The 21,215-nt window shown below is 70.5% G+C and carries 23 protein-coding genes and 2 tRNA genes; 8 read left to right on the top strand and 17 right to left on the bottom strand.

The features are described from left to right. Positions 1-612, top strand: a 612-nt coding sequence (locus AC792_RS14300) for a dihydrofolate reductase (RefSeq protein WP_326948342.1), incomplete at its 5' end; no start/stop codon positions are given. A 72-nt stretch (positions 613-684) separates the two neighbouring features. Beyond that, positions 685-1,836: an aspartate-semialdehyde dehydrogenase gene (asd, locus tag AC792_RS14295; protein WP_082177775.1), complete on the top strand. Its 1,152-nt coding sequence runs from the start codon at positions 685-687 to the stop codon at positions 1,834-1,836. Here the strand turns inward: asd and AC792_RS14290 are convergent. Then, positions 1,833-2,639 carry an ANTAR domain-containing protein gene (locus AC792_RS14290; RefSeq protein ID WP_152916248.1) on the bottom strand — a complete coding sequence of 269 codons (807 nt, stop codon included), beginning with the start codon at positions 2,637-2,639 and terminating at the stop codon, positions 1,833-1,835. The genes asd and AC792_RS14290 overlap by 4 nt on opposite strands. Positions 2,640-2,827: 188 nt before the next feature. On the opposite strand from AC792_RS14290, the gene AC792_RS14285 reads away from it, so the two are divergent. Further along, positions 2,828-3,304 (top strand): hypothetical protein, encoded by a 477-nt coding sequence (locus AC792_RS14285; RefSeq protein WP_049831164.1) that lies wholly within the window; start codon positions 2,828-2,830, stop codon positions 3,302-3,304. On the opposite strand, the gene AC792_RS14280 is transcribed toward AC792_RS14285, so the two are convergent. From AC792_RS14280 to AC792_RS14245, 8 genes are all read right to left on the bottom strand, one after another. After that, positions 3,288-4,400, bottom strand: coding sequence for a UDP-N-acetylmuramate dehydrogenase (locus tag AC792_RS14280; protein WP_082177774.1), 1,113 nt, complete (start codon positions 4,398-4,400; stop codon positions 3,288-3,290). The two genes, AC792_RS14285 and AC792_RS14280, sit on opposite strands and share 17 nt — an antisense overlap. Then, complete coding sequence (locus AC792_RS14275) at positions 4,397-4,837, bottom strand: MaoC family dehydratase (protein WP_049831163.1); 441 nt, start codon at positions 4,835-4,837, stop codon at positions 4,397-4,399. Before AC792_RS14275 ends, AC792_RS14280 begins: the two co-directional genes overlap by 4 nt. A gap of 3 nt (positions 4,838-4,840) precedes the next feature. Then, positions 4,841-5,290 (bottom strand): FAS1-like dehydratase domain-containing protein, encoded by a 450-nt coding sequence (locus AC792_RS14270; protein WP_049831162.1) that lies wholly within the window; start codon positions 5,288-5,290, stop codon positions 4,841-4,843. A gap of 40 nt (positions 5,291-5,330) precedes the next feature. After that, positions 5,331-5,579, bottom strand: a complete 249-nt coding sequence (locus AC792_RS14265; RefSeq protein ID WP_049831161.1) for a hypothetical protein — start codon at positions 5,577-5,579, stop codon at positions 5,331-5,333. A 22-nt stretch (positions 5,580-5,601) separates the two neighbouring features. Beyond that, the gene (locus AC792_RS14260; protein ID WP_235436797.1) at positions 5,602-6,597 is read right to left on the bottom strand and encodes a DUF2797 domain-containing protein; all 996 of its coding nucleotides are present in this window, start codon (positions 6,595-6,597) and stop codon (positions 5,602-5,604) included. Then, a complete protein-coding gene (locus tag AC792_RS14255; RefSeq protein WP_049831160.1) occupies positions 6,594-7,637 on the bottom strand; it encodes an ATP-dependent DNA ligase in 1,044 nt (347 codons plus the stop codon). The genes AC792_RS14260 and AC792_RS14255 overlap by 4 nt, the downstream gene beginning before the upstream one ends. Before the next feature lie 135 nt (positions 7,638-7,772). Then, complete coding sequence (locus AC792_RS14250; RefSeq protein ID WP_049831159.1) at positions 7,773-8,339, bottom strand: type 1 glutamine amidotransferase domain-containing protein; 567 nt, start codon at positions 8,337-8,339, stop codon at positions 7,773-7,775. Positions 8,340-8,445: 106 nt separating this feature from the next. Next, a complete protein-coding gene (locus AC792_RS14245) occupies positions 8,446-9,030 on the bottom strand; it encodes a helix-turn-helix domain-containing protein (RefSeq protein WP_049831158.1) in 585 nt (194 codons plus the stop codon). Between the two features lie 91 nt (positions 9,031-9,121). On the opposite strand from AC792_RS14245, the gene AC792_RS14240 reads away from it, so the two are divergent. From AC792_RS14240 to AC792_RS14230, 3 genes are all read left to right on the top strand, one after another. Further along, the gene (locus tag AC792_RS14240) at positions 9,122-10,219 is read left to right on the top strand and encodes an NAD(P)/FAD-dependent oxidoreductase (protein WP_082177773.1); all 1,098 of its coding nucleotides are present in this window, start codon (positions 9,122-9,124) and stop codon (positions 10,217-10,219) included. Then, positions 10,209-10,841: a class I SAM-dependent methyltransferase gene (locus AC792_RS14235; RefSeq protein WP_049831157.1), complete on the top strand. Its 633-nt coding sequence runs from the start codon at positions 10,209-10,211 to the stop codon at positions 10,839-10,841. Before AC792_RS14240 ends, AC792_RS14235 begins: the two co-directional genes overlap by 11 nt. An 86-nt stretch (positions 10,842-10,927) precedes the next feature. After that, complete coding sequence (locus AC792_RS14230) at positions 10,928-11,584, top strand: histidine phosphatase family protein (RefSeq protein ID WP_049831156.1); 657 nt, start codon at positions 10,928-10,930, stop codon at positions 11,582-11,584. 51 nt (positions 11,585-11,635) lie between these two features. On the opposite strand, the gene AC792_RS14225 is transcribed toward AC792_RS14230, so the two are convergent. The 8 genes from AC792_RS14225 to AC792_RS14190 form a co-directional block, all read right to left on the bottom strand. Further along, a complete protein-coding gene (locus tag AC792_RS14225; protein WP_235436796.1) occupies positions 11,636-12,433 on the bottom strand; it encodes an endo alpha-1,4 polygalactosaminidase in 798 nt (265 codons plus the stop codon). Between the two features lie 81 nt (positions 12,434-12,514). Continuing rightward, positions 12,515-12,588, bottom strand: a tRNA-Met gene (locus AC792_RS14220). A 54-nt stretch (positions 12,589-12,642) separates the two neighbouring features. Continuing rightward, positions 12,643-12,714 (bottom strand) — tRNA-Thr (locus tag AC792_RS14215). 127 nt (positions 12,715-12,841) lie between these two features. Continuing rightward, positions 12,842-14,755, bottom strand: a complete 1,914-nt coding sequence (locus AC792_RS14210) for a DEAD/DEAH box helicase (RefSeq protein ID WP_049831167.1) — start codon at positions 14,753-14,755, stop codon at positions 12,842-12,844. A gap of 332 nt (positions 14,756-15,087) precedes the next feature. Beyond that, positions 15,088-15,744: an MOSC domain-containing protein gene (locus AC792_RS14205; protein WP_049831154.1), complete on the bottom strand. Its 657-nt coding sequence runs from the start codon at positions 15,742-15,744 to the stop codon at positions 15,088-15,090. 61 nt (positions 15,745-15,805) lie between these two features. After that, positions 15,806-16,480, bottom strand: a complete 675-nt coding sequence (locus AC792_RS14200; protein ID WP_049831153.1) for a response regulator — start codon at positions 16,478-16,480, stop codon at positions 15,806-15,808. Continuing rightward, complete coding sequence (locus AC792_RS14195; protein WP_152916246.1) at positions 16,477-18,048, bottom strand: ATP-binding protein; 1,572 nt, start codon at positions 18,046-18,048, stop codon at positions 16,477-16,479. The genes AC792_RS14200 and AC792_RS14195 overlap by 4 nt, the downstream gene beginning before the upstream one ends. Then, on the bottom strand, positions 18,048-19,400 hold the full coding sequence (locus AC792_RS14190; protein ID WP_049831151.1) for a glycosyltransferase 87 family protein: 1,353 nt from the start codon (positions 19,398-19,400) through the stop codon (positions 18,048-18,050). Before AC792_RS14190 ends, AC792_RS14195 begins: the two co-directional genes overlap by 1 nt. 140 nt (positions 19,401-19,540) lie before the next feature. Between AC792_RS14190 and AC792_RS14185 the strand changes: the two genes are divergently transcribed. Further along, a complete protein-coding gene (locus AC792_RS14185) occupies positions 19,541-20,725 on the top strand; it encodes an amidohydrolase (RefSeq protein ID WP_049831150.1) in 1,185 nt (394 codons plus the stop codon). Positions 20,726-20,736: 11 nt separating this feature from the next. Continuing rightward, a partial coding sequence (locus AC792_RS14180; RefSeq protein ID WP_200903418.1) for a hypothetical protein occupies positions 20,737-21,215 on the top strand: 479 nt, incomplete at its 3' end.

Genomic DNA, 21,215 nt, shown 5'->3' with positions numbered 1-21,215 from the left:
CCGCGCGGACCTCACCCCGAGCGTCCGGCGGCAGCGCCAGAGGTGTATAGGGACCCGCGGAGCGGCCCCGGCGCCGTCGGCCCCCGGCCCGTCGTCGGCCTGATCTGGGCGCAGACGGAGGACGGCGTGATCGGCCGCGACGGCAGCATCCCCTGGTACGTCCCGGAGGACCTGGCCCACTTCAAGGCCACCACCGCCGGCCACCCCGTGATCATGGGCCGCCGCACCTGGGAATCGTTCCCGGACAGGTTCAGGCCCCTGCCGGAGCGCACCAACATCGTCATCTCGGGTTCCGTCACGGATCTGCCGGGCGCCGTCGTCGTCCGCTCGCTGGAGGCCGCGCTGGAGACCGCACGCTCCGCACCGGGTGCGGAGGAGATCTGGGTGATCGGCGGCGGACGTGTGTACGCGGACGCCATGCCCCACGCCAACGCGGCCCTGGTCACCGTGGTGGAGTCCGCGGAAGGAGGCGACACCCTCGCCCCCACCCTCGGCACCGAGTGGGCGCTGGCCGCCCTGACCCCGGAGACGGGGTGGCTGGAGTCCACCGAGGGGACCCGCTACCGCATCAGCCTCTGGGTGAAGCAGGACGGCGCGTCGGCGGACACCTGATCACCTCGGCGGAAGGGCGCCCCGCCGTCACGAATCGGTGTCTGCAGGTGCCTCCTGCCTAGACTGGAGCGCATGACTCCCATCTCCGAGAACTCGAGCATCCCCTCCGTCGGTTTCGTGGGCTGGCGCGGCATGGTGGGCTCGGTCCTCATGCAGCGTCTCCAGGAGGAGGGCGACTTCGCGCGGGTGGACCCCGTGTTCTTCTCGACATCGGCCGCCGGCGGCGAGGCGCCGCAGTTCGCGGACGGTGCAGGCACGCTGCAGGACGCCTACGACGTCGACACGCTCGCGAAGCTCCCGATCATCGTCACCGCACAGGGCGGCGACTACACCGGGGAGGTCTACCCGAAGCTCCGCGCGGCGGGCTGGGACGGTCTGTGGCTGGACGCCGCCTCCACGCTGCGCATGGAGGACAGCAGCATCATCGTGCTGGACCCCGTGAACCGGGACGCCATTGACGCCGGACTGGCCGGCGGGGTGCGTGACCTCGTGGGCGGCAACTGCACCGTCTCCTGCATGCTCATGGGGCTCGGGGGCCTGTTCCGCAACGGCCTCGTGGAGTGGGGCACCTCCATGACCTACCAGGCGGCCTCGGGGGGAGGCGCACGGCACATGCGCGAACTCCTCACCCAGTTCGGTGCGCTGCACGGCAGCGTTGCCAGGAACCTCGACGATCCCGCCTCCGCCATCCTGGACATCGACCGCGCGATCCTCGCCCAGCAGCGCCACCCCAGCCTCGACGCCTCGCAGTTCGGTGTACCCCTCGCGGGTTCCGTGATCCCGTGGATCGACGGCGACCTCGGCAACGGGCAGTCCCGGGAGGAGTGGAAGGCCGGGGCCGAGACCAACAAGATCCTCGGCACGGACTCGAACTCAGGCACCCGCATCCCGTTCGACGGCCTGTGCGTCCGGGTGGGTGCCATGCGCTCGCACTCCCAGGCGCTGACCCTGAAGCTGACCGAGGATCTGCCGGTCCCCGAGATCGAGTCGATCATCGCGGCGGACAACGACTGGGTGCGGGTGATCCCGAACACCAAGGAGGACACCCTGGCCGGTCTCACCCCCGTGGCTGCAACCGGTTCGCTGGAGGTACCCGTGGGCCGGATCCGGAAGCTGGAGCCGGGCCCCGAGTACATCAGCGCCTTCACCGTGGGCGACCAGTTGCTGTGGGGTGCGGCCGAACCGCTCCGCCGGGCACTGATGATCGCCACCGGGAACCTCTAGGACGGGGTATTCTCCGACACCACGTCCGGTAGCGGGTCCGCAGCCCGGCCGGCGGGAGCCCCGGCCTGGTAGATCAGCGCCGAGGCGACGTCGCGGATCCGCACGTTGGTGTCGTTCGAGAGCCGCGTGAGCCGTGCGAACGCCTCGTCGCTGCTGCAGCGCTGCTGGGCCATGATGATCCCCTTGGCCTGGTCGATCACCGCACGGGAGCCCAGCGCCTCCTGCAGCTGCTTCACTTCCTTCTGCGCCGAATGGTAGAGGTTCGAGTGCGCCATGGCCGTGGCGGCGTACTCGGTGAACCGCCGGGCGCGCTCGGGGCCACCCTCCACGGCGTCGGCGTCGATGACGGCGAAGAGGCTCATGAGGTCCTCGCGCTGCTCGGTCACGTCCATCACCTCGTGCAGCACGCCCACGAGCTCACCGTCGTCGTCGAACACCGGGCTGTTCACCGGACTCCAGTACCGGACGGAGTACTTCCCGGGCCGCTCCGGGTCCGGGATGTCGTAGCGCTGGATGAACATGGTGTCCCGCTGCCCCGTCCGCAGTACACGCTCGAGCGACTGCCGCACGGTGTCGGCCGGCCGCTCCGGCAACTGCTCGGGGTTCTCGGGGAACGCCTCGAAGGCATGCCGGCCCACCAGCCGCGCTGCCGGGACGCCCGTGCTGCGCACGAAGCCGGCATTCACGGCGAGGATCATGAGCTCGGGGTCCATGAGGACGAGGGGCGTGTCCGTGGCATCGAACACTGCACGGAGGAGACCGGCTGCCGGACCTGATGGCTGTGCGGCTCGATGCTCTGTCACGAAGATTCCTCCTGATCCACAGGGACACTCCTGCACCGGGCACGGGCCCGGGGAGAAGTACACGAAAGTCCGATTGTAAGCAGTACCACCGACACCGCAGCAGCACGTGTGTCCCGGAGTGTTCCCTGGCCCCCGGACACCGCAAATGGTTGGTGCAAATGGTCGGTGCCCGGCGGCAGGATGTGCGCATGGATCCCGCGAACGCAGACACCGTCCTCCGGCGCTTCTTCGCCGCGAACCCCTCCGGGAGTCATCCGGAGAGCTTCCTGCGGTACGAGCGCGTCCGGCAGCAGCTCAGGGTGTACCTCGAGGAGGAAGGAGCAGCACTGCTGGGTCCGATCGACCAGGAGCTGATGGCCCTGGAACGCCAGTTCTCCCCGACCGCCGCGTACACCACGGTCGTGGGAGCGCGTGAGCTGCTGCACGCCCTCCCTCACTTCCTGGCACCGCGTCACCTCCTCCCGGACGTCCACGACCGGCTCGCCCAGATCAGCATCACGTCGCGCCTAGTGCAGTGGTTGTGCTCGCGCGAGCTCGTGGGCGGCGAGGAGAGCCGGCAGGACGTGGTGCTGACGCGCGTCGCCGTCGAGCAGGCGCGCCGCCCGCCCGCACCGCAGCGCGGAGGCCGGGATCACGCCCTCGGGACGGTCAGAGGGAGCAGTTGACGAGCAGCGGCTCCGCCTCGAGCCGGATGCCGAAGGTGCTCTCCACGCCGTCGCGCACCAGCCGCGCCACGGCCAGCAGATCGGTGGCGCTCGCCCCGCCCCGGTTGGTCAGGGCGAGGGTGTGCTTGGTGGAGAGCGAGGCCCGCCCGCCGGCCACTGCATTGCCGGCGTCGTCGGACAGGCCGAAGCCCTTGCCGAAGCCTGCGTGCTCGATCAGCCAGGCCGCACTGAGCTTGACCTCCCCGTCCGTACCGGACGGATAGCGTGGTGCGTCCTCGGGCAGGGTGTCCGCCACGTCCGCGGGGACGATCGGGTTGGTGAAGAAGGAGCCGGTGCTCCAGGTGTCCGGGTCCGGGGCGTCGAGCACCATGCCCTTCCCGGCACGCAGGGCGAGCACGGCACGGCGGACGTCGTTCGCGTACGTCCGCGCCCCCACCTCGATCCCGAGCTCACGGGCCAGCTCGGCGTACTTCACGGGCCTGCTCATGCGGCCGAGCCCGAGCTGGAACTCGACCGTCAGCACCACGTAGCGGGGCGACCCGTCCACCGTGGCGCGCTTGAGCAGCGAGTCACGGTACCCGAACTGCAGCTCGAAGTTGGTGAAGCTCTTGGTGCTGCCGGTCTCGCGGTCGTAGGTGCGCACCGTGGCGATGGTCTGGGACACGTCGGAGCCGTACGCACCCACGTTCTGCACGGGCGTGGCCCCGGTGGAACCGGGGATGCCGGCGAGGGCCTCCAATCCCGAGAAGGCGTGCAGCACCGTGTACTCCACGAGCTCGTCCCAGTCCTGGCCCGCCTGGACCTTGACCATCACGCCGCCGCACGTCGCGTTGTCGTCGTTCACGGTGAACCCGGTGGAGGTGATGTGCACCACCGTGCCGTCGAATCCCTCGTCCCCGATCAGCAGATTGGATCCGCCGCTGAGCACGAGGAGCCGCTCACCGGCGGTGTCCGCCGCGCGCACGGCCGCGATGATCTCCTGCTCGGTGGACGCCTCGACGAGTCGTGCGGCCGGACCGCCCACGCGCGTGGTGGTCAGGTCCGCGAGCAGCACTGCGGCACCGGCTGTCCCGGTCTCCGTCCCCGTGGCGGTCACGGCAGCTTCACCACGGCCTGGGCCTTGACCAGCACCTTGGCGCCGTCGACGCTCACCGTCAGATCCACCCGCGCGGTGGACCGCTCGGCGTCGAGGGCCCCGATCACCCCCACCACGTCCACCCCGGCCCCCGGCTCACCCGGGGTGGCCGTCGTGTCAGCCACCACCACGGGCTTGGTGAAGCGCGTCTGGTAGTCCACGATCGCGGACGGGTCCCCCGCCCAGTCGCTCACGAGCTGCACGGCGGCACCCATGGTGAACATGCCGTGGGCGATGACACCGGGCAGGCCCACCCCTTCCGCGAAGGAGGAGTTCCAGTGGATGGGGTTGAGGTCCCCCGAGGCGCCGGCGTACCGGACGAGATCCTGCCGGGTGATGGTCACCGTGGTGGACCCGATCTGCTGACCCACCTCGAGGGTGTCGAAGGGAAGTGCCATGGTCTACTGATCCTCTCCGCGTACCAGGAGCGACGACGTCGTGGTGGCCGTGGGTCGGCCGTCCACCGTGGAGATCTCGGCGCGCGTGGTGATCATGGCGCCGCCGCCCATGGCCCGCACGGAGTCCACGTGCAGCTCGGCCACGAGCTGGTCCCCGGCAACGATGGCCCGGTGGTGGACGAAGCGCTGGTCCGCGTGGACCACTCGGCTGAAGTCGATCCCCGCGCTCGGGTCCTCGATGAGCTGGGCGTCCGCACGCTGAGCCACGATGATGGCGAAGGTGGGCGGTGCCACCAGGTCGCTGTGGCCGAGCGCCGTCGCGGCGGCGACGTCGTAGTGGACCGGGTGGGTGGCCTTGACGGCACGGGCGAAGTCACGGATGGCCTCCCGTCCCACGGAGTAGATGTCTCCTGCGGGGTAGCTGCGCCCCTGCAGGGTCGGATCGATGGTCATGGTTCCTCCGGGTGGACTGCTCGGGATCGGTGACGGGATGTCACGAAATGCGGGTGGTGCGGTCCTGGTTCTTCAGGCGGCGGCGGAGATCACGGGAGCGGATCACCATCCCGGCGACGTGGCACAGCATGCCCAGCACGATGATGGGGATGCCGGTGTAGACGATGCCGCCACGGCCGGTCGCCGCACCGATCACGGCGACGAGGATGCCGATCGCCGTGATCACCAGCGCCGTGACCACCAGCTTGCGGTACAGGTCGGAACCGGTCTCCCACGGCGTGTTCAGCATGGTCCGATTCTACCGCCGTCACTCAGAACAGTGCCTCCTGGACGGCGGGCACCGGTGTGCTGAAGTCGCCCCGCACCAGCCGTCTGCCCTTGAGCTGCCCCAGATCCGCCATGAAAGCCACGTCGGTGCCGTCGATCGACACCAGGGCGGAGGACCCGAGGAGGTGCTGCACGGTCATGCCGTGCCTGCCCCGCGTGAGGTTCTCCGGGTAGGGCTGCAGGCCTTCGTGCGCGAGGACGTCCCGCCAGGACGCCGGCGGGCGGAACTCCTCCTGCACCACCGCGTAGCCCTCGATGTTCAGGCCCTGCAGGAGTCCACGGGTGCCCAGGGTGAAGCCCTCGTTGATCCGGTCCAGCTGCTCGGGTGGCAGCGGCGCACACAGCGCGGCGGCCTTCGCGGTGGAGCGGACCGCCTGCTGGAGGCCCACCGAACGGGTGACCTCGTCCTCCAGGACGCGCACCACACGGCCGTCGTCGGCGCGTGCGACGTACCGGGCGACGACGGCGCCCTGTTCCACGAGCCGCGTGCGCTTGCGCCCGTCCACGGCGGTCCCCACCTTGCTGGCGCCGTCCGCGAAGGTCGCCACATACAGCCAGTGCGTCTGGTCGAGATAGCGCTTCAGCCCGGCCGGCGCGATGCCCGAGCGGTGGATGTCATGCATGTGGCGGGCGTCGTCCTGGGCGAAGCAGCGTGCGCACTGCGTGCCACGCTCCGCTCCGGCCTCGTCCGCGCACCGGACGGACTCGTGGTCGTCGCGTCCGCGGATCCGCCGGAATCCCAGGCAGTACTTCCCCGTGCCCCGGATCTCGAAGGAGAGCCTGGTGCCGGGTTCCAGCACGAGATCCGACGACGCCTCCGGATCCGCTCCGGGCACGGTCCCCACCGGCGTCAGGCGCAGCCTCGCCACGGGGTGGGACCCGGACCAGGACACCCCGGAGCACAGGAGGGTACGGCCCGCCGCCGGGTCGGCGGTACGGAATGCGCCGGGGGCAGCGGCGTCGTGCGCTGCCGGACTCAACGGAGCACCTCGCTGAGATCGTAGGCTGCCGGGAGGTCCAGCTGGTCGAAGGTGCAGGAGCTCGCCTCGCGGTCCGGGCGCCACCGCTCGAACTGCACCGTGTGCCGGAACCTGTCTCCCTCCATCTGGTCGTAGCGGACCTCCACCACGCGCCGCGGCCGCAGACCGACGTAGGAGACGTCCTTGGCGAAACGGTTGCGCTCGGTCTCCCCGTGCACCACCTCGCCGTCGTCGTCGCGCAGCACGTCGACCTCGAGCTCCTCGACGAGTTCGCGCCTGCGCGCGTCCGAGAACGCGGAGATGCCGCCCACGTTCCGCAGCTGCCCGGCGTCGTCGTACAGACCGAGCAGCAGTGAGCCCACGCCCTCGCCGCTCCTGTGCACGCGGTACCCGAGCACCACGGTGTCCGCGCTGCGGTGGTGCTTGACCTTCAGCATGCGCCGCTTACCCGGCTCGTAGACCGCCGTGAGCGGTTTGGCCATCACGCCGTCCAGCCCCGCGCCCTCGAACTCGACGAGCCAGCGGCGCGCGAGCTCGACGTCGTCGGTCACCTGGGAGAGGTGGACCGGGGCATCGAAGCCGACGCCGATCCCCTCCAGCGCCTCACGCCGCTGCGCGAAGGGGAGCCCGAGGAGATCGTGCTCGTCGAGGGCCAGGAGGTCGAAGGCGATGAACGACGCCGGTGTCTGCCCGGCGAGCGCCCGGATGCGGCTCTCAGCGGGGTGGATCCGCTGCGACAGGGCGTCCCAGTCCAGCCGCTCGGCACCGGGTTCACCGCGGCGCACCACGATCTCGCCGTCGAGCACGCACCGCTCCGGCAGGTTCTGCAGGAGCGCCTCGACCAGTTCGGGGAAGTACCGGGTGAGGGGCTTCGAGCCGCGGCTGCCGATCTCGCACGCGCCGTCCTCGATCCGGACCACCGCCCGGAAACCGTCCCACTTGGGTTCGTAGACCAGGCCACCCGGCACGCTGTCCGGCGCGGGGACCGCGGTGACCGCCTTGGCGAGCATCGGCTGGACGGGGAAGGGCAGGGGTGTCATGGTCCGATCCTGTCGTATCGCCGGGGACTTGACCACGCCGCCGATCCAGGCGGGCCGGTGTGTTGGCCGCGGGATACGCAACGGCCCGGCACACCCCGTCCGGGTGTGCCGGGCCGTTGCGCTGCGGCCCGAGGATCAGACGGGCTGGCCCTCGTGCGGGCCTTCCTCGATCTCCTCGAGCAGCTTGTCGTTGTAGGCGGGGGGGGCGTAGGGGTTGCGGCTCGTGACCAGGCCCTGGTCCACCACCACCTCGTCGTCGCTCCAGTTGGCGCCGGCGTTCCTCAGGTCCGTGGCGAGCGTGTGGTACGAGGTGACGTCGCGTCCGCTGATCACGCCGGCCTCGATGAGGATCCACGGTCCGTGGCAGATGGAGGCCACGGGCTTGTGCTGCTCGAAGAAGGCGCGGGTGAAGGCCTGGGCGTCCTTGTCCACACGGAGGAAATCGGCGTTGACCACACCACCGGGGAGCACCAGGGCGTCGTAGTCGTCGGCCTTCGCGTCGGCGACGGCGAGGTCCACCTCGAAGGTGTCCCCCTTGTCCATGCCCTCGAAGCCCTGGAGGCTGCCGGTCTTCGGGGACACCAGGGTGGGGATGCCGCCGGCCTGCTTCACCGCGTCCCAGGGACTGGTGAGCTCAATCTGCTCCACCCCGTCCGTGAGGAGGAATGCGACCTTCTTGCCTGAGATGTCGTGTTCGGACATGCTGATCTCCCTTGCGTAGAGCGTGGCTGCGGTACAGATTCCAGCCTAGGAACCCTGCAACTGATAAGCAAGCTGAGTATTTCCCGCCGCCGTGGTCGAGGCGGCTTCAGGGCCGCTTCGGCCGGGCCCGGACGTGCATGCGCTCGCCCTGCTGCCCGAAGAGGCTGATGAGCTCCACCGGGTTGCCGTCGGCGCTCGTGAACCAGTGCGGGGTGCGGGTGTCGAACTCCGCCGCCTCGCCGGGCTTCAGGACGAAGTCCTTGTCCCCCAGCACCAGGCGGAGTGATCCGTTGAGGACGTAGAGCCACTCGTAGCCCTCGTGGACCTGCTGGTCCGGCTCACTGCCCCGGGCGTCACCGGCCAGCACCATCTTGAACGCCTGCACGCCACCGGGACGCCGCGTCAGGGGGATGGCCGTGACGCCTGCGTACTCGACGGGGCGGAGGTGGATGCGCGGGTCCCCCGTGGCCGGCGCTCCCACGAGGTCGTCGAGCGGCACCCCGTACACCTGCGCGATGGGCAGGAGCAGTTCGAGATTGGGGCGGCGCTGACCGGACTCCAGCCGGGAGAGCGTGCTGACGGAGACCCCGGATGCCGCCGAGACCTCCCCGAGGGTCAGGGTGCGTTGGGTGCGCAGCGCACGCAGCCGGGGGCCGACTGCGTCGAGCACACCGGTGAGATCCGTGGTCATGCACCCATTTTGCCAGAGTGGCAAATACAATTGCCAGTTTCGAGGCACCCGTTCGATCCTTGGATCATCAGCCATTCCCAGGAGGAGCACCATGCCGTCCGGTACCGAGAACCAGCAGAGCCAGTACGACGTCGTCATCGTGGGCGGGGGTGCCGCCGGTCTCAGCGCGGCGGTCACCCTGGCCCGGGCCCTGCGCCCGGTCCTCGTGATCGACGCCGGCGCACCCCGCAACGCACCCGCGGAGGGCGTGCACGGGTACCTGTCCCGTGAGGGCGTCGGCCCCGGCGAGCTGCTCGCCGCAGGGCGCGCCGAGGCCGAGTCCTACGGCGCGGTGATCCTCCGAGGTGAGGCGTCCTCGCTGCGACGTGCCGCCGGCGGAGGGTTCGACGTCGACCTGGCGGACGGACGCTCCTTCACCGCCCGCAGGATCCTGGTGGCCACCGGCCTCACCGACGGCCTGCCGGGCCTCCCGGGCCTCCGCGAGCAGTGGGGCCGCGGCGTGGTCCACTGCCCGTACTGCCACGGCTACGAGATCCGCGGGCAGCGCATCGGTGTCCTGGGCACGGGCCCGCTGTCCGTGCACCAGGCCCTCCTGTTCCGCCAGTGGTCCGAGGACGTCACGCTCTTCCTGAACGACACGGTGACGCCCACGGAGGAGGAGTGGGAGAAGCTGGCGGCCCGTTCCGTCCGGGTGGTGGACGGAGCAGTTTCCTCGGTCGACGCGGTGGGCGGGGTCCTCACGGGTGTCACCCTGCACGGTGGACGCGCATTCGAGCTGCAGGCCCTCGCCGTCGGCACCCGGATGGAGGCGCGAGGCCACCTGTTGGAACCGCTCGGGCTCACCCTCGAGGCGCACCCGTCGGGCATGGGCTCCGTGATTCCTCCGGGACCTCTGGGCTCCACGTCCGTCCCGGGCGTCCACGTGGCCGGCAACGTGTCCAACCTCTCCGCCCAGGTGATCGTGGCGGCGGCGGAAGGGACCCTGGTGGGCGCACTGATCAACGCGCAGCTCGTCGAGGAGGAGACCGCCTGGGCCGTGGAGGGGTACCGCGGCCCGTTCTCGGCGTCCAAGGAGGCCGAGGTGTGCGAGCGCGTCCTTGGCGTACGACGCCACGGGCTCCATGATGAAACCCCGGGCACGTCCGTCCCCGGGGCGACGGTCCGGGAAGGAGCCTCCAGTGCTCGTTGAGTACACGCAGGAGTTCTGGGACAGCCGCTACCGGCAGAGCACACGGATCTGGAGCGGCCGGCCGAACCGGCAGCTCGTGGACCTCGGCGAGGGGCTGGCACCCGGGCGGGCGCTCGACGTCGGGTGCGGGGAGGGCGCGGATGCGATCTGGCTCGCGTCCCGCGGCTGGGACGTCCTCGGGATCGACGTCTCCGAGGTGGCCCTGTCCCGGGCGCGCGAGCACACGGCTGAGTTGGAGGCCGACGTCGCCGCCCGCCTCGACTGGCGGCAGGTGGACCTGCTCTCCGAACCCGGGCTCCCCCGGGACCTGGATCTGGTGACCACCTGGTTCCTGCACCTGCCGGAGCCCGAGCGGTCCCGCGTGTTCGGCTCGTTGGCCGGGCTCGTGGGCGTCGGCGGCACCTTCCTGGTCGGCGCCCACGATCCGTCCGACCTCCACTCCGGGACGCGCCGCCCACCGCAGCCCGAGCTCTTCTACACGCCGCAGGAGATCGCCGCCCTGCTGGATCCTGAGGCCTGGGACGTCCAGGTGTGCGAGGTCCGTCCGCGGCAGGAGCGCACTGCCGACGGCGGGGAGTTCACGGTCTCCGACGCCGTCCTCCGCGCGGTCCGGACCCGCTGACCCCAGGGTCATCGCGTCCTATGCACGCTCCCCGTCGGGGCTCCTCGATACCGCGCCGGGGAGGTGACAGCCCTAGGCTGGAGGCCATGAGACTGCTGCTGATCCGCCACGGCCAGACCCCGAACAACGTCCGCGGGGTCCTGGACACGGCGTACCCCGGGGCCGGGCTCACCCCGCTCGGTGGGGCGCAGGCCCGGGCCGTTCCCGGCGCCCTCGAGGAGGAGCTGGGCGCCCTCTACGTCTCGCGTCTGGTGCGCACGCAGCTCACGGTCGCCCCGCTGGCCGAGGCACGTGGTCTCGAGGCCCGGGTGCTCCCGGGTCTCGAGGAGATCGGCGCCGGTTCCCTCGAGTTACGCGACGACCCCGAGGCCGTCCGGGGGTACGCGGAGTGCGTGCTCGAGTGGATGCAGGGGCGCACCTCGGTACGGATGCCCGGCGGGGAGACGGGCGAGCAGTTCCTCGCCCGGTACGGGGATGCGATCAGCACCATCGAGGAGCAGCACGGTACGGAGGAGACGGTGGCCGTCGTCTCGCACGGCGCCGCGATCCGCGCGTTCACCGCCGTCGTCACCGGTATGGACCCGGACGCGGCGCGGGAGCTGAGCATCAAGAACACGGGCATGAGCGTGCTCACGGGATCATCGGAGCAGGGGTGGGCCCTGGAATCCTGGCACACCGAACCGCTCGGCGGCACGCTGATCGACAGCCCGAGCGCCAATGACGTCACGGGTGAATCAGCCTGACGCAGCCGTCTCCGTCCGGGTCGGGGAGGGTGCAGAGCCGGACCGGCACCCTCAGCACGCCCGGTAGAGGTACCCGGGGTCAGCGGGGGTGACGAGCTCGAGGTCCCGCAGCACCGTCGAGGCGGGCCTGCCGTCCACGGCGCACGGGTCGGGGAGGCCCGATTCCTCCGGGTACTCCACGGCCAGCACTGCCTCCCCGTAGACGTCCGTGTAGGCGTCGCACTCCTCGAACTCCACGCACTGCTCGGCGACGGCGAAATCGAAGCCCGCGTCCTGCAGTGCCGCGGACTCCTCCGCGGCGTTCTTCTGACCCACCTGCAGCCCGAGGTCGTGGGCCCGCTCGGCCAGCGTCCTCGCCAGCATTACGTTGTCATCGAGGGTGAGCCGCCCCTCGGAGCGCAGGTAGGAGTCCAGGTTGTCCAGTTCGACGGCGTCGAACCCGCTGTCCGCGCATCCATCGATCGCCGTCCCGATGCGATCCGCGACGGCCGCGCGCTTCGCGTCCGTGCCGGTGTCCAGGAGGTACTCGTCGGGCCAGTCCGGATCGGTGACCGGTTCGCCGTCCACCTCCAGCACGAGGTCCGCGGCCAGCCAGGACCGCTCCTCCCCCGGCTGCGTCTGGAAGGCGTTGAGATAGCAGATCGAGTAGATACCCTCCGCCGGCTCGTCCGAGGCGTCGCGCACCACCACACCGACATCCGCGGGTGGTTCGTAGGCGCCGCCGAGCTGGTAGTCGGGCACGGCACCTCCCGGGAACGCGTTACCGCTCCCGTCCTGCGAGGCACAGGAGGCGAGGGCAAGGACGGTGACCAGCAGCAACGATCGACCCGCGCGACGGACATCTCCCACCGGATCACCGTAACCCGGCCCTCCCCGGGACATGCGGAAGGCCCCGGAGCCGAAGCTCCGGGGCCTTCCTGTGCTGCAGGGTAGCGGTGCCGGGACTCGATCCCGGGACCTCACGATTATGAGTCGTGCGCTCTAACCAGCTGAGCTACACCGCCCCAAATGAGGCCGCCCGCACCGATCGACTGATCGATACGGGCTCCTCATCTGTGAGCCCCCCACCGGAATCGATCCGGTGACCTCGTTCTTACCAAGAACGCGCTCTACCACTGAGCTAGGGGGGCAACAGCAAGAAACTTTACCAGTTCCCCGCCGCTAGTGCGAAATCGCCGGCCACCCTCACGGACGGCCCCGGACGCACCACCGGACCCACGCTGAGCGCGGGTCCGGCAGGGGCGATTCAGTCCGTTACTACCACTGCTCGGACTGCGCGTTGGAGCGTCCCGAGCCTGCTCCGGCACCCTTCGCGGAGCGCGGCTTGCGGTTGGCGTCGCCCGAGAACCGGGAATCGCCGTCGCGCTTCTGGAAGTCCTTCTTGAAAGGCTTCTTGAAGTCGCCGGAGCCCCGGGTGCCCGCGGGCTTGCGGCCCTTGTCGAGCTCGAGGTGGATGAGCTCGCCACCGATCCGGGTGCGGGAGAGGGCCCGCAGCTGGTCCTTGGACAGGTCGGCCGGCAGTTCCACGAGGCTGTGGTCCGCACGGATGTCGATGCCGCCGATCTGCGCGGAGGAGATCCCGCCCTCGTTGGCGATCGCGCCGACGATCGAGCCGGGCATCACGCGCTGGCGACGCCCCACCGCGATGCGGTAGGTGGCGTTGCCCTCGGTGAGCGTGCGCGTGGGGCCACGGGACCCGAAGGCGTCCTTGCGACCCTCGGACCGCTCGCGCTGGCCGGCGGGAGCCACCGGGATGTCCTGGACGAGGATGGGCTGACCGTTCTGCGCCATCACCGCCAGTGCCGCGGCGATCTCGGCTGCGGGGACGTCGTGCTCGCGCTCGTACGTGGCGACGAGGTCGCGGAACAGTGCCACGTCCTCACCGGCCAGGGTCTTCGTGATCTTGTCCGCGAACTTGGCCAGGCGCAGCTCGTTGATCTTCGCGGTGGACGGGAGCTGCATCTGCTCGACCGGCTGGCGCGTGGCCTTCTCGATGGAGCGCAGCAGGTACTTCTCCCGCGGCGTCATGAACAGGATCGCATCACCCGAGCGCCCCGCGCGGCCGGTGCGGCCGATACGGTGCACGTAGGACTCGGTGTCGTTCGGGATGTCGTAGTTCACCACGAGGGAGATGCGCTCGACGTCGAGCCCACGCGCGGCCACGTCCGTGGCGACCAGGATGTCGATCTTGCCGTCGCGCAGGGCCTCGACCGTGCGCTCACGCTGCTGCTGGGGGATGTCACCGTTGATGGCCGCTGCCGAGAAGCCCCGTGAACGCAACTTGTCCGCCAGGTCTTCGGTGGCAGCCTTGGTGCGCACGAAGGCGATGATGCCGTCGAAGTCCTCCACCTCGAGGATGCGCGTCATGGCGTCCAGCTTGTGCGGGCCCATCACCTGCAGGTAGCGCTGGCGGGGATTGGTACCCGTGGTGGGCTTGCCCTTGACCGAGATCTCCGCGGGATCGTTCAGGTACTTCTTCGCGATCCGGCGGATGGCCGGGGGCATGGTGGCCGAGAACAGGGCAACCTGCTTCTCGTCCGGCGTCGAGGAGAGGATCTTCTCGACGTCGTCGGCGAAGCCCATGCGCAGCATCTCGTCGGCCTCGTCGAGCACCACGTACTCGAGGTTGGAGAGGTCCAGCGACCCCTTCTCGATGTGGTCGATCACGCGGCCGGGGGTGCCCACGACCACCTGTGCGCCACGGCGCAGACCCTGGAGCTGGGGGCCGTAGGGGGATCCGCCGTAGACGGGCAGGACGGTGAAGCCGTCCATGTGCTTGGCGTAGGAGGTGAACGCGTCCGCCACCTGCAGGGCGAGTTCACGGGTGGGTGCGAGCACCAGCACCTGGGTGAACTTGCTCGGCCCGCCGTTGACGTCGGCGAGCTCTGCCATCTTGGACAGTGCGGGGATCGCGAACGCGGCGGTCTTGCCGGTTCCCGTCTGGGCCAGGCCGACGACGTCGCGGCCGTCGAGCAGCGCAGGAATCGTGGCGGCCTGGATGGGTGAGGGCTTCTCGTAACCGACGTCGGTGAGGGCGGCGAGGACGCGGCCGTCGAGGTTGAGGTCGGTGAAGCGGATGTCCACGCCGTCGTCGTCGGACTGTGCAGCCGGTGCTGCCGCCTCGGAGACGGGCATGGTGTCGGTGAGCTGCTCGGACAGGTTTTCAGGCATGGGGGAATCCTCCAGGTAGGTGCCGGACGGCCTGACGGATCTGGAGCCCGCAGTGCCGATGAACATGGAAGTTCGGCACTGTTTCAATCCCGGGGCCGGACCTCCTGCCACACGTGTCTCGCTGCTCTCTCAGCAGTGATGTGTGACTTTTCTTCGCCGGCGCTCCCTGATGAATCTGCTCGTGAGTCTGTGCTCCGAGCCCCAACACAACCTATCCGGCCTCGAGAGGCGGAAATAACGGGACTACCGGTGTGGGGGATGTTCCCAGTCTACGCTACGCGGGAACGCCGTACCGCTCGCGGGGCCCCATCCGCGGTGTGGCGTTCGGCACGTCAGGCCGGTGCGGGCGTCCGCAGTGCCTGCAGCACGCGCTTGCGGACCTGAGGTGTGAGCTTCAGGACGCCTGCGCTCTCGGCGTCGAGCAACCGGGTGGCCTTCTCCTCGCCGAGCCCGGCGTAGACGTCCGCCGAGGTGACACCGTGCTCGGGGACCTCCGTCACCCGGATCGCGTTCCCGGCGGTGATGGTTCCCGTGGTGACCACGCTCAGGTAGGTGCCCACACGGTTGGCCTCCGCGAAGCGCTTCACCCAGGACCTCTCCCCCAGGTACCGGGCGAAGTTCACGCAGGGCGTGCGCGGCATGGTCACCTCGAGGACCACCTCGTCCCCCACCTGCCACCGCTCCCCGATCACCGCGGCGGAGGCATCGACGCCCGCCACGCGGAGATTCTCACCGAACAGTCCGGGAGTCACCTCGCGCCCCAGCCGATCGGTCCAGAAGTCGGCGTCCTGCTGCGAGTACGCGTAGACGGCCTTCGTGGGACCGCCGTGGTGCTTGCGGCTGGCCTGGATGTCGCCGGTCAGCCCCAACGGGTGCACCTTCACCGGACCCTCGACGGCGCGCTTGTCGATGGCGGTGACGCCGGTGGCATCCTGGGTGGGCAGGAGTGCGTGCACGGCGCAGACGGCCAGGACGGTACCAGTGGTCATGGCGCCCATCCTACGGCGCGGCGGTCACGCCACAACGGGTCGGCACGGGTCGATACGGGTCTCACGGGTCGAAGCGGTAGCCCATGCCGCTCTCGGTCACGAAGTACCTCGGGTGCGCGGGGTCTGGTTCCAGCTTCTTCCGCAGCTGCGCCAGGTACACGCGGAGGTACTGCACGTCCTTCGCATACGCCGGGCCCCAGACATCCAGCAGCAGCTGCTGCTGGGACACCAGCTGCCCGGGCCGGGCGATCAGGCGGTCCACGATCTTCCACTCCGTGGGCGTCAGCCGGACCTCGCCGCCCTCCCTGACCGCGCGGCGGGCACCCGCGTCGAGCGTGAAGTGCCCGGTGGTGATCACCGGGGCGGACACCTCCGACCCTGCGCGCCGGGCGGCTGCGCGGAGCCGGGCCAGGAGCTCGTCGAGCCCGAACGGCTTGGTCACGTAGTCGTCCGCGCCGGCGTCGAGGGCGTCCACCTTGTCCTGGGAACCGTGCCGCGCCGAGAGCACGATCACGTGGACCTGCGACCAGCCGCGGATGCGGCGGATCACCTCCACGCCGTCGAGGTCCGGGAGGCCCAGATCCAGCACCACGATGTCCGGGTGGTGCTCCGCCACCGCCGCGAGCGCCGTCTCCCCGTCCACCGCCGTCACGCAGGCGTACCCGTACGCCCGCAGGTTGATCTCGAGCGCCCGCAGCAACTGGGGTTCGTCGTCCACCACCAGGACGCGGGTCATCGCTGCACCTCCGCTCCCGTGGAGAGGGGGAGGCGGATCACGAGGGTCAATCCGCCACCGGGGGTCTCCTCCGCGTCCAGCTCCCCGCCCATCACCTCGGTGAAGCCCTTGGCCACGGCCAGTCCGAGGCCCACACCGGCGCCCGAGGGGGCGTCGTCGAGGCGCTGGAACGGGTGGAACATCGCCGTGACGTCCTCGCGGGAGACGCCTCGCCCGTGGTCGACCACGCGGAGTTCACCGGCCGGGAAGCCGTTGGCGAGGGCCCGGCCGGTCCCGCCGACGGACGCCGTGACATCGACGGCGGAGTCCGGCGCGTACTTCACGGCGTTCTCGACGATGTTCGCGACGACCCGCTCCAGCAGTCCCGGATCGGCGTCGACGGCCGGGAGGTTCGGCGGGATGAACACGTGGACGCGGCCTGCCGGCACGTTCGCGAGTGCGGGCCCGACGACCTCGGCCCAGGTCAGCGGGCGGATGTGCGCGTTGACGGCGTCACCGGTGATACGCGACATGTCCAGCAGGTTGTTCACGAGGGCATCGAGGCGGTCGGGGTAATCCTCGATCGTCTCGAGCAGCTCGCCCTCGTCCTCCTGCGAGAAGGTGACCTCCGACTGCCGGAGGCTGCTGACGGCCAGCTTGATCCCGGCCAGCGGTGTGCGGAGATCGTGGGACACCGAGCGCAGGATCGCCGTGCGCATCACGTTGCCCTCGACGAGCCTGCGGTTGGTCCGCGTGCTGGCGAGGAGTTCCTGGCGCTGCAGCATCGCACGCAGCTGCCCCGCGAACGCGCGCAGCAGGCCCCGCTCCCTGCCGGAGAGGGAGCGGCCGTAGAGGGCCAGCACGACGTCGTCCTCCACCGGCTCGACGGCGGTCGCCGCGGTGAGCGGCCAGGGATCGGCGAGCTCCCCTCCGCCGGAGGGTCGGCGCGGCCCACCCGGTGCCGGCCGGGTGGGTGGTCGACCCAGCGGATCGTCCGTGGAGCCGGGCCGGACGGCCAACGCCCTGCGCTCGGCCGCCGCCTCCCCCTCGGGCTCCCGAGGACGGGGTCCGGCGTCCGCCGCAGCGCCGAAGAGGGCGACGGCGTCGGCGTCGAACTGCGCCTGGACGTGCCGCAGGAAGCCCTGCAGCGTGTCCTCCTCGGCGAGCACGCCCCGCGCGAGGTCGCCGAGCAGTGCGGCTTCCTGCTGGGCCATCGCCGCCTCGCGGGAGCGCCGTGCGGACAGCCCGACCACGAGGGACACCGTCACCGCCACCGCGATGAAGATCAGGACCGTGGCGACGTTCTCCGCCTCGGAGATCTCCAGGGAGCCGAACGGCTCGGTGGAGGTGTAGTTGAGGATGATGCTGCTCCACAGGGCGGCGAGCAGGGCCGGCCAGAGCCCCCCGATCAGGGCGACCGCGATGACACCGGCGATCGGGAACAGGACGTCGACGGCGAGCAGGGAGCTCCCCACCGAGAACACCGCCGCCTCCAGCAGGGGCGGGAGGACGAGTGCGGCGGCGCACCCGGCGGTGACGCGCGCACGGCCGACGGGTGCCACGAGCGTCCGCCGGGATGCGGGAACCATCAGCGGTGGCGGGAGCCGGGCTCGGCGTCGTCGCGGACCGGATCGTCCTGCCGTGCGTCTCCGGACGCCGTCCCCTCCGCGGACGCGCCGTCCGCGGTGGGCACCGCGACGGGCGTGACCAGGGAGGCGGGCAGCCGGGAGAGGAGCGCCCAGAACACGATGACGGCCAGCGCGCAGAACACGCCCACGCTCGAGGCCATCAGCCAGCCGGTGGTCTCCTGCGAGTCCAGGTTCTCGGCACCGAGCAGCAGCCCGATGGTCTTCGGCGAGAGGAGGAACACCACCGAGGTCACCCCGCACAGGACGGCTGCCGCCCGCCTGTAGGAGCGCACCGCTTCGGGGAGGGAGACGGCCTGTCCGGCGAGGACCGCGAGGACCACGACGATCCAGACCCAGTGGTGGGACCAGGAGATGGGCGAGATGAGCAGCATCAGCAGGGCCGTCACGGCGATGGGCAGGAACCTGTCCCCGCGCTGCGTGGCCGTCCGCACCACCCATGCCGTGACCGCGATCAGCAGGACCGTGATGATCAGCCAGGGCACGGTGGAGGGGTAGTCGGAGCCGAGGAAGTGCAGGATGGTGCCGCGAACGGACAAGTTGTCCACGTAGCCCTCGCCGCCGATCCGTCCGGTGTCGCGCAGCATCTGCAGCCAGTACGTCGCGGACTCCGAGGGCAGGAGGAGGAAACCGAGGGCGATGGTCCCGAGGAACCCCGCGGCCATGGTGAACAGCTGCTTCCACTCCCCGCGCGCCAGGAAGTAGAGGCCGAACACCAGAGGCGTGAGCTTGATGCCCGCCGCGATCCCGGTGAGCAGGCCCGTGGGCGCCCTGCGGTGGGGGCCGGACAGGAGATCAGCGGCGATCATGGCGAAGAGGACGATGTTGATCTGGGCGAACGCCATGGTCTCGCGCCAGGGCCCGAGCAGGCAGATCAGCCCCGTACCCGCGATCGCCCAGCCCGGTGCCCGGGGGTGCATGACGACGGCCCGGATGCTCGGGAAACCACCGAGATACCGGGTGAGGACCAGGGAGGTTCCGGCGGCGACGAGGATGGACAGCGCGACGAACAGGACGGAACCGGTCTCGGCGCTCACGAGCGTCAGGGACGTGAACGCCAGTGCGGCGAACGGCGGATAGGTGAACAGGAGCGAGCCCTCGCCCTCACCGAAGGACCGCGTGTAGAGCGAGCCGTCGCCGTCCACCACGGACTGCCCTCCCATCCGGTACACCCGGAAGTCGAGGCCGATGAAGTTCCCCCAGGTCAGCGCCCGGTCCGTCAGCACCCAGGCCACGGCCACCGCGACGAGAAGACCCAGGACGCGGACGGCTCCGGGGCTGATGCGGCGACTCATACTGACCTTCCGACGGGCACACGGATATCACCTGCTCCGAGGACCCCGGACGGCTCATCCAGTGTACGCACGGCTCCGGAGCACCCCTGCGTGGACGGGTATGTTGGGATCAATCACCCCTGCGAAAGGTCCGTCCACCGATGTCCTCCCCCCAGCTGATCGCCATCACGAACGCCCATGTCGTCCCGATCGACGGTGAGCCGTTCGACGGCACCGTGGTGGTCGAGGACGGCCGCATCACGGCCCTCGGTGCCTCCGCGGCCGTGCCCGACGGCGCTCACGTGATCGACGCCGCCGGCAAGTGGCTGCTCCCCGGCTTCGTGGACGCCCACGTGCACCTCGGTACCCACGAGGAGGGTGAGGGCGCAGCGGGCGACGACACCAACGAGATGACCGACCCCAACACGGCCGGCGTCCGGGCGATCGACGCCGTGAACCCCTACGACCCCGGGTTCGACGACGCGCTCGCCGGCGGGGTCACCACCGTGAACGTGAACCCCGGTTCCGGCAACGCGATCGGCGGGCTCGCCGTCGCCCTCCACACGCACGGGCGCTACCTCGAGGAGATGGTGCTGCGTTCCCCCAGCGGGCTGAAGTCCGCCCTCGGCGAGAACCCCAAGCGGGTGTACGGAGGGAAGGGCAAGCTGCCCTCCACCCGCCTCGGCACCGCACTGGTGATCCGTGAGGCGTTCATGAAGGCGCAGAACTACCTGGGCAAGGCCGACGAGAACGCCCGCGACCCGCACCTCGAGGCCCTCGCCATGGTGCTCAGGCGTGAGATCCCCTGGCGCCAGCACGCCCACCGCGCCGACGACATCGCCACCGCGATCCGGATCGCCGACGAGTTCGGCTACGACCTCGTGCTGGACCACGGCACCGAGGCCCACCTACTCGGCGACGTCCTCGCGGAGCGGGGCATCCCGGTGCTGATCGGGCCGCTCTTCACCACGAAGTCCAAGGTGGAGCTGCGTGGCCGGTCCCTCGCCAACCCGGGCAAGCTCGCGAGGGCCGGCGTGGAGATCTCGATCATCACCGACCACCCCGTGATCCCCATCAACTTCCTGGTGCACCAGGCCACCCTCTCGATCAAGGAGGGCCTGGACCGCGAGACGGCGCTGCGCTCCATCACCATCAACCCGGCCAAGGTCCTCGGGCTCGCGGACCGGCTCGGCTCCCTCGCCGTGGGCAAGGACGCGGACCTGGTGCTGTGGAGCGGTGACCCGCTGGACGTCATGCAGCGGGCACTGCAGGTGTGGATCGGCGGTACGGAGGTCTACTCCTACGACACCGCGACCTCCACCGGCACCGTGGCCCCGCGGGGCTGACCGGCGCCCCGGTGAAGCCCCGCCCAGCACCGCTGCCGCCGCGACCGTTCACCCTGCGCGCCGCCCTGGTGCTGTGGCTGGTCATCGGCGTGCTCCTGGGGGTCGCCGCCGCCACGTTCGCCACCTCGGCGGCGTTCCAGGATTTCGAACGTGCGGGCTTCATCGGGCTCGGCGTGCTCCTCGGGGCGCTCGCCGTCCTCACGCTGGCCCTCCTCCTTCCGTTGCGGCGGGGCGTCAGGAGCGCCCGGGAGCTCCTCACCACCGTGGGGGTGATCGCCGGGGTGCCGGTGCTGGTGCGCGGCACCCCGGGGCTGTCCGTGCTCGCCGTGGGGATGCTCGTGGCGGTGCTGCTCATGTGGCTGCCCCAGAGCAGCGGCCCCTTCCCGCCGCCCTCCCCCGAGGCGCGGCGCCGCCTCCGCCCCCCGCGCGCGGGCTCCCGGCCCCGCCGGGGGGGTTCCGGGGCCACTCGCGCCCCGGGCCGTCCCCGCGC

Source organism: Arthrobacter sp. RIT-PI-e (assembly GCF_001187915.1).
Lineage (GTDB): Bacteria > Actinomycetota > Actinomycetes > Actinomycetales > Micrococcaceae > Arthrobacter_D.
Note: the sequence above shows the minus strand (reverse complement) of the source record. Positions and strands in the feature narration are given on the sequence as shown.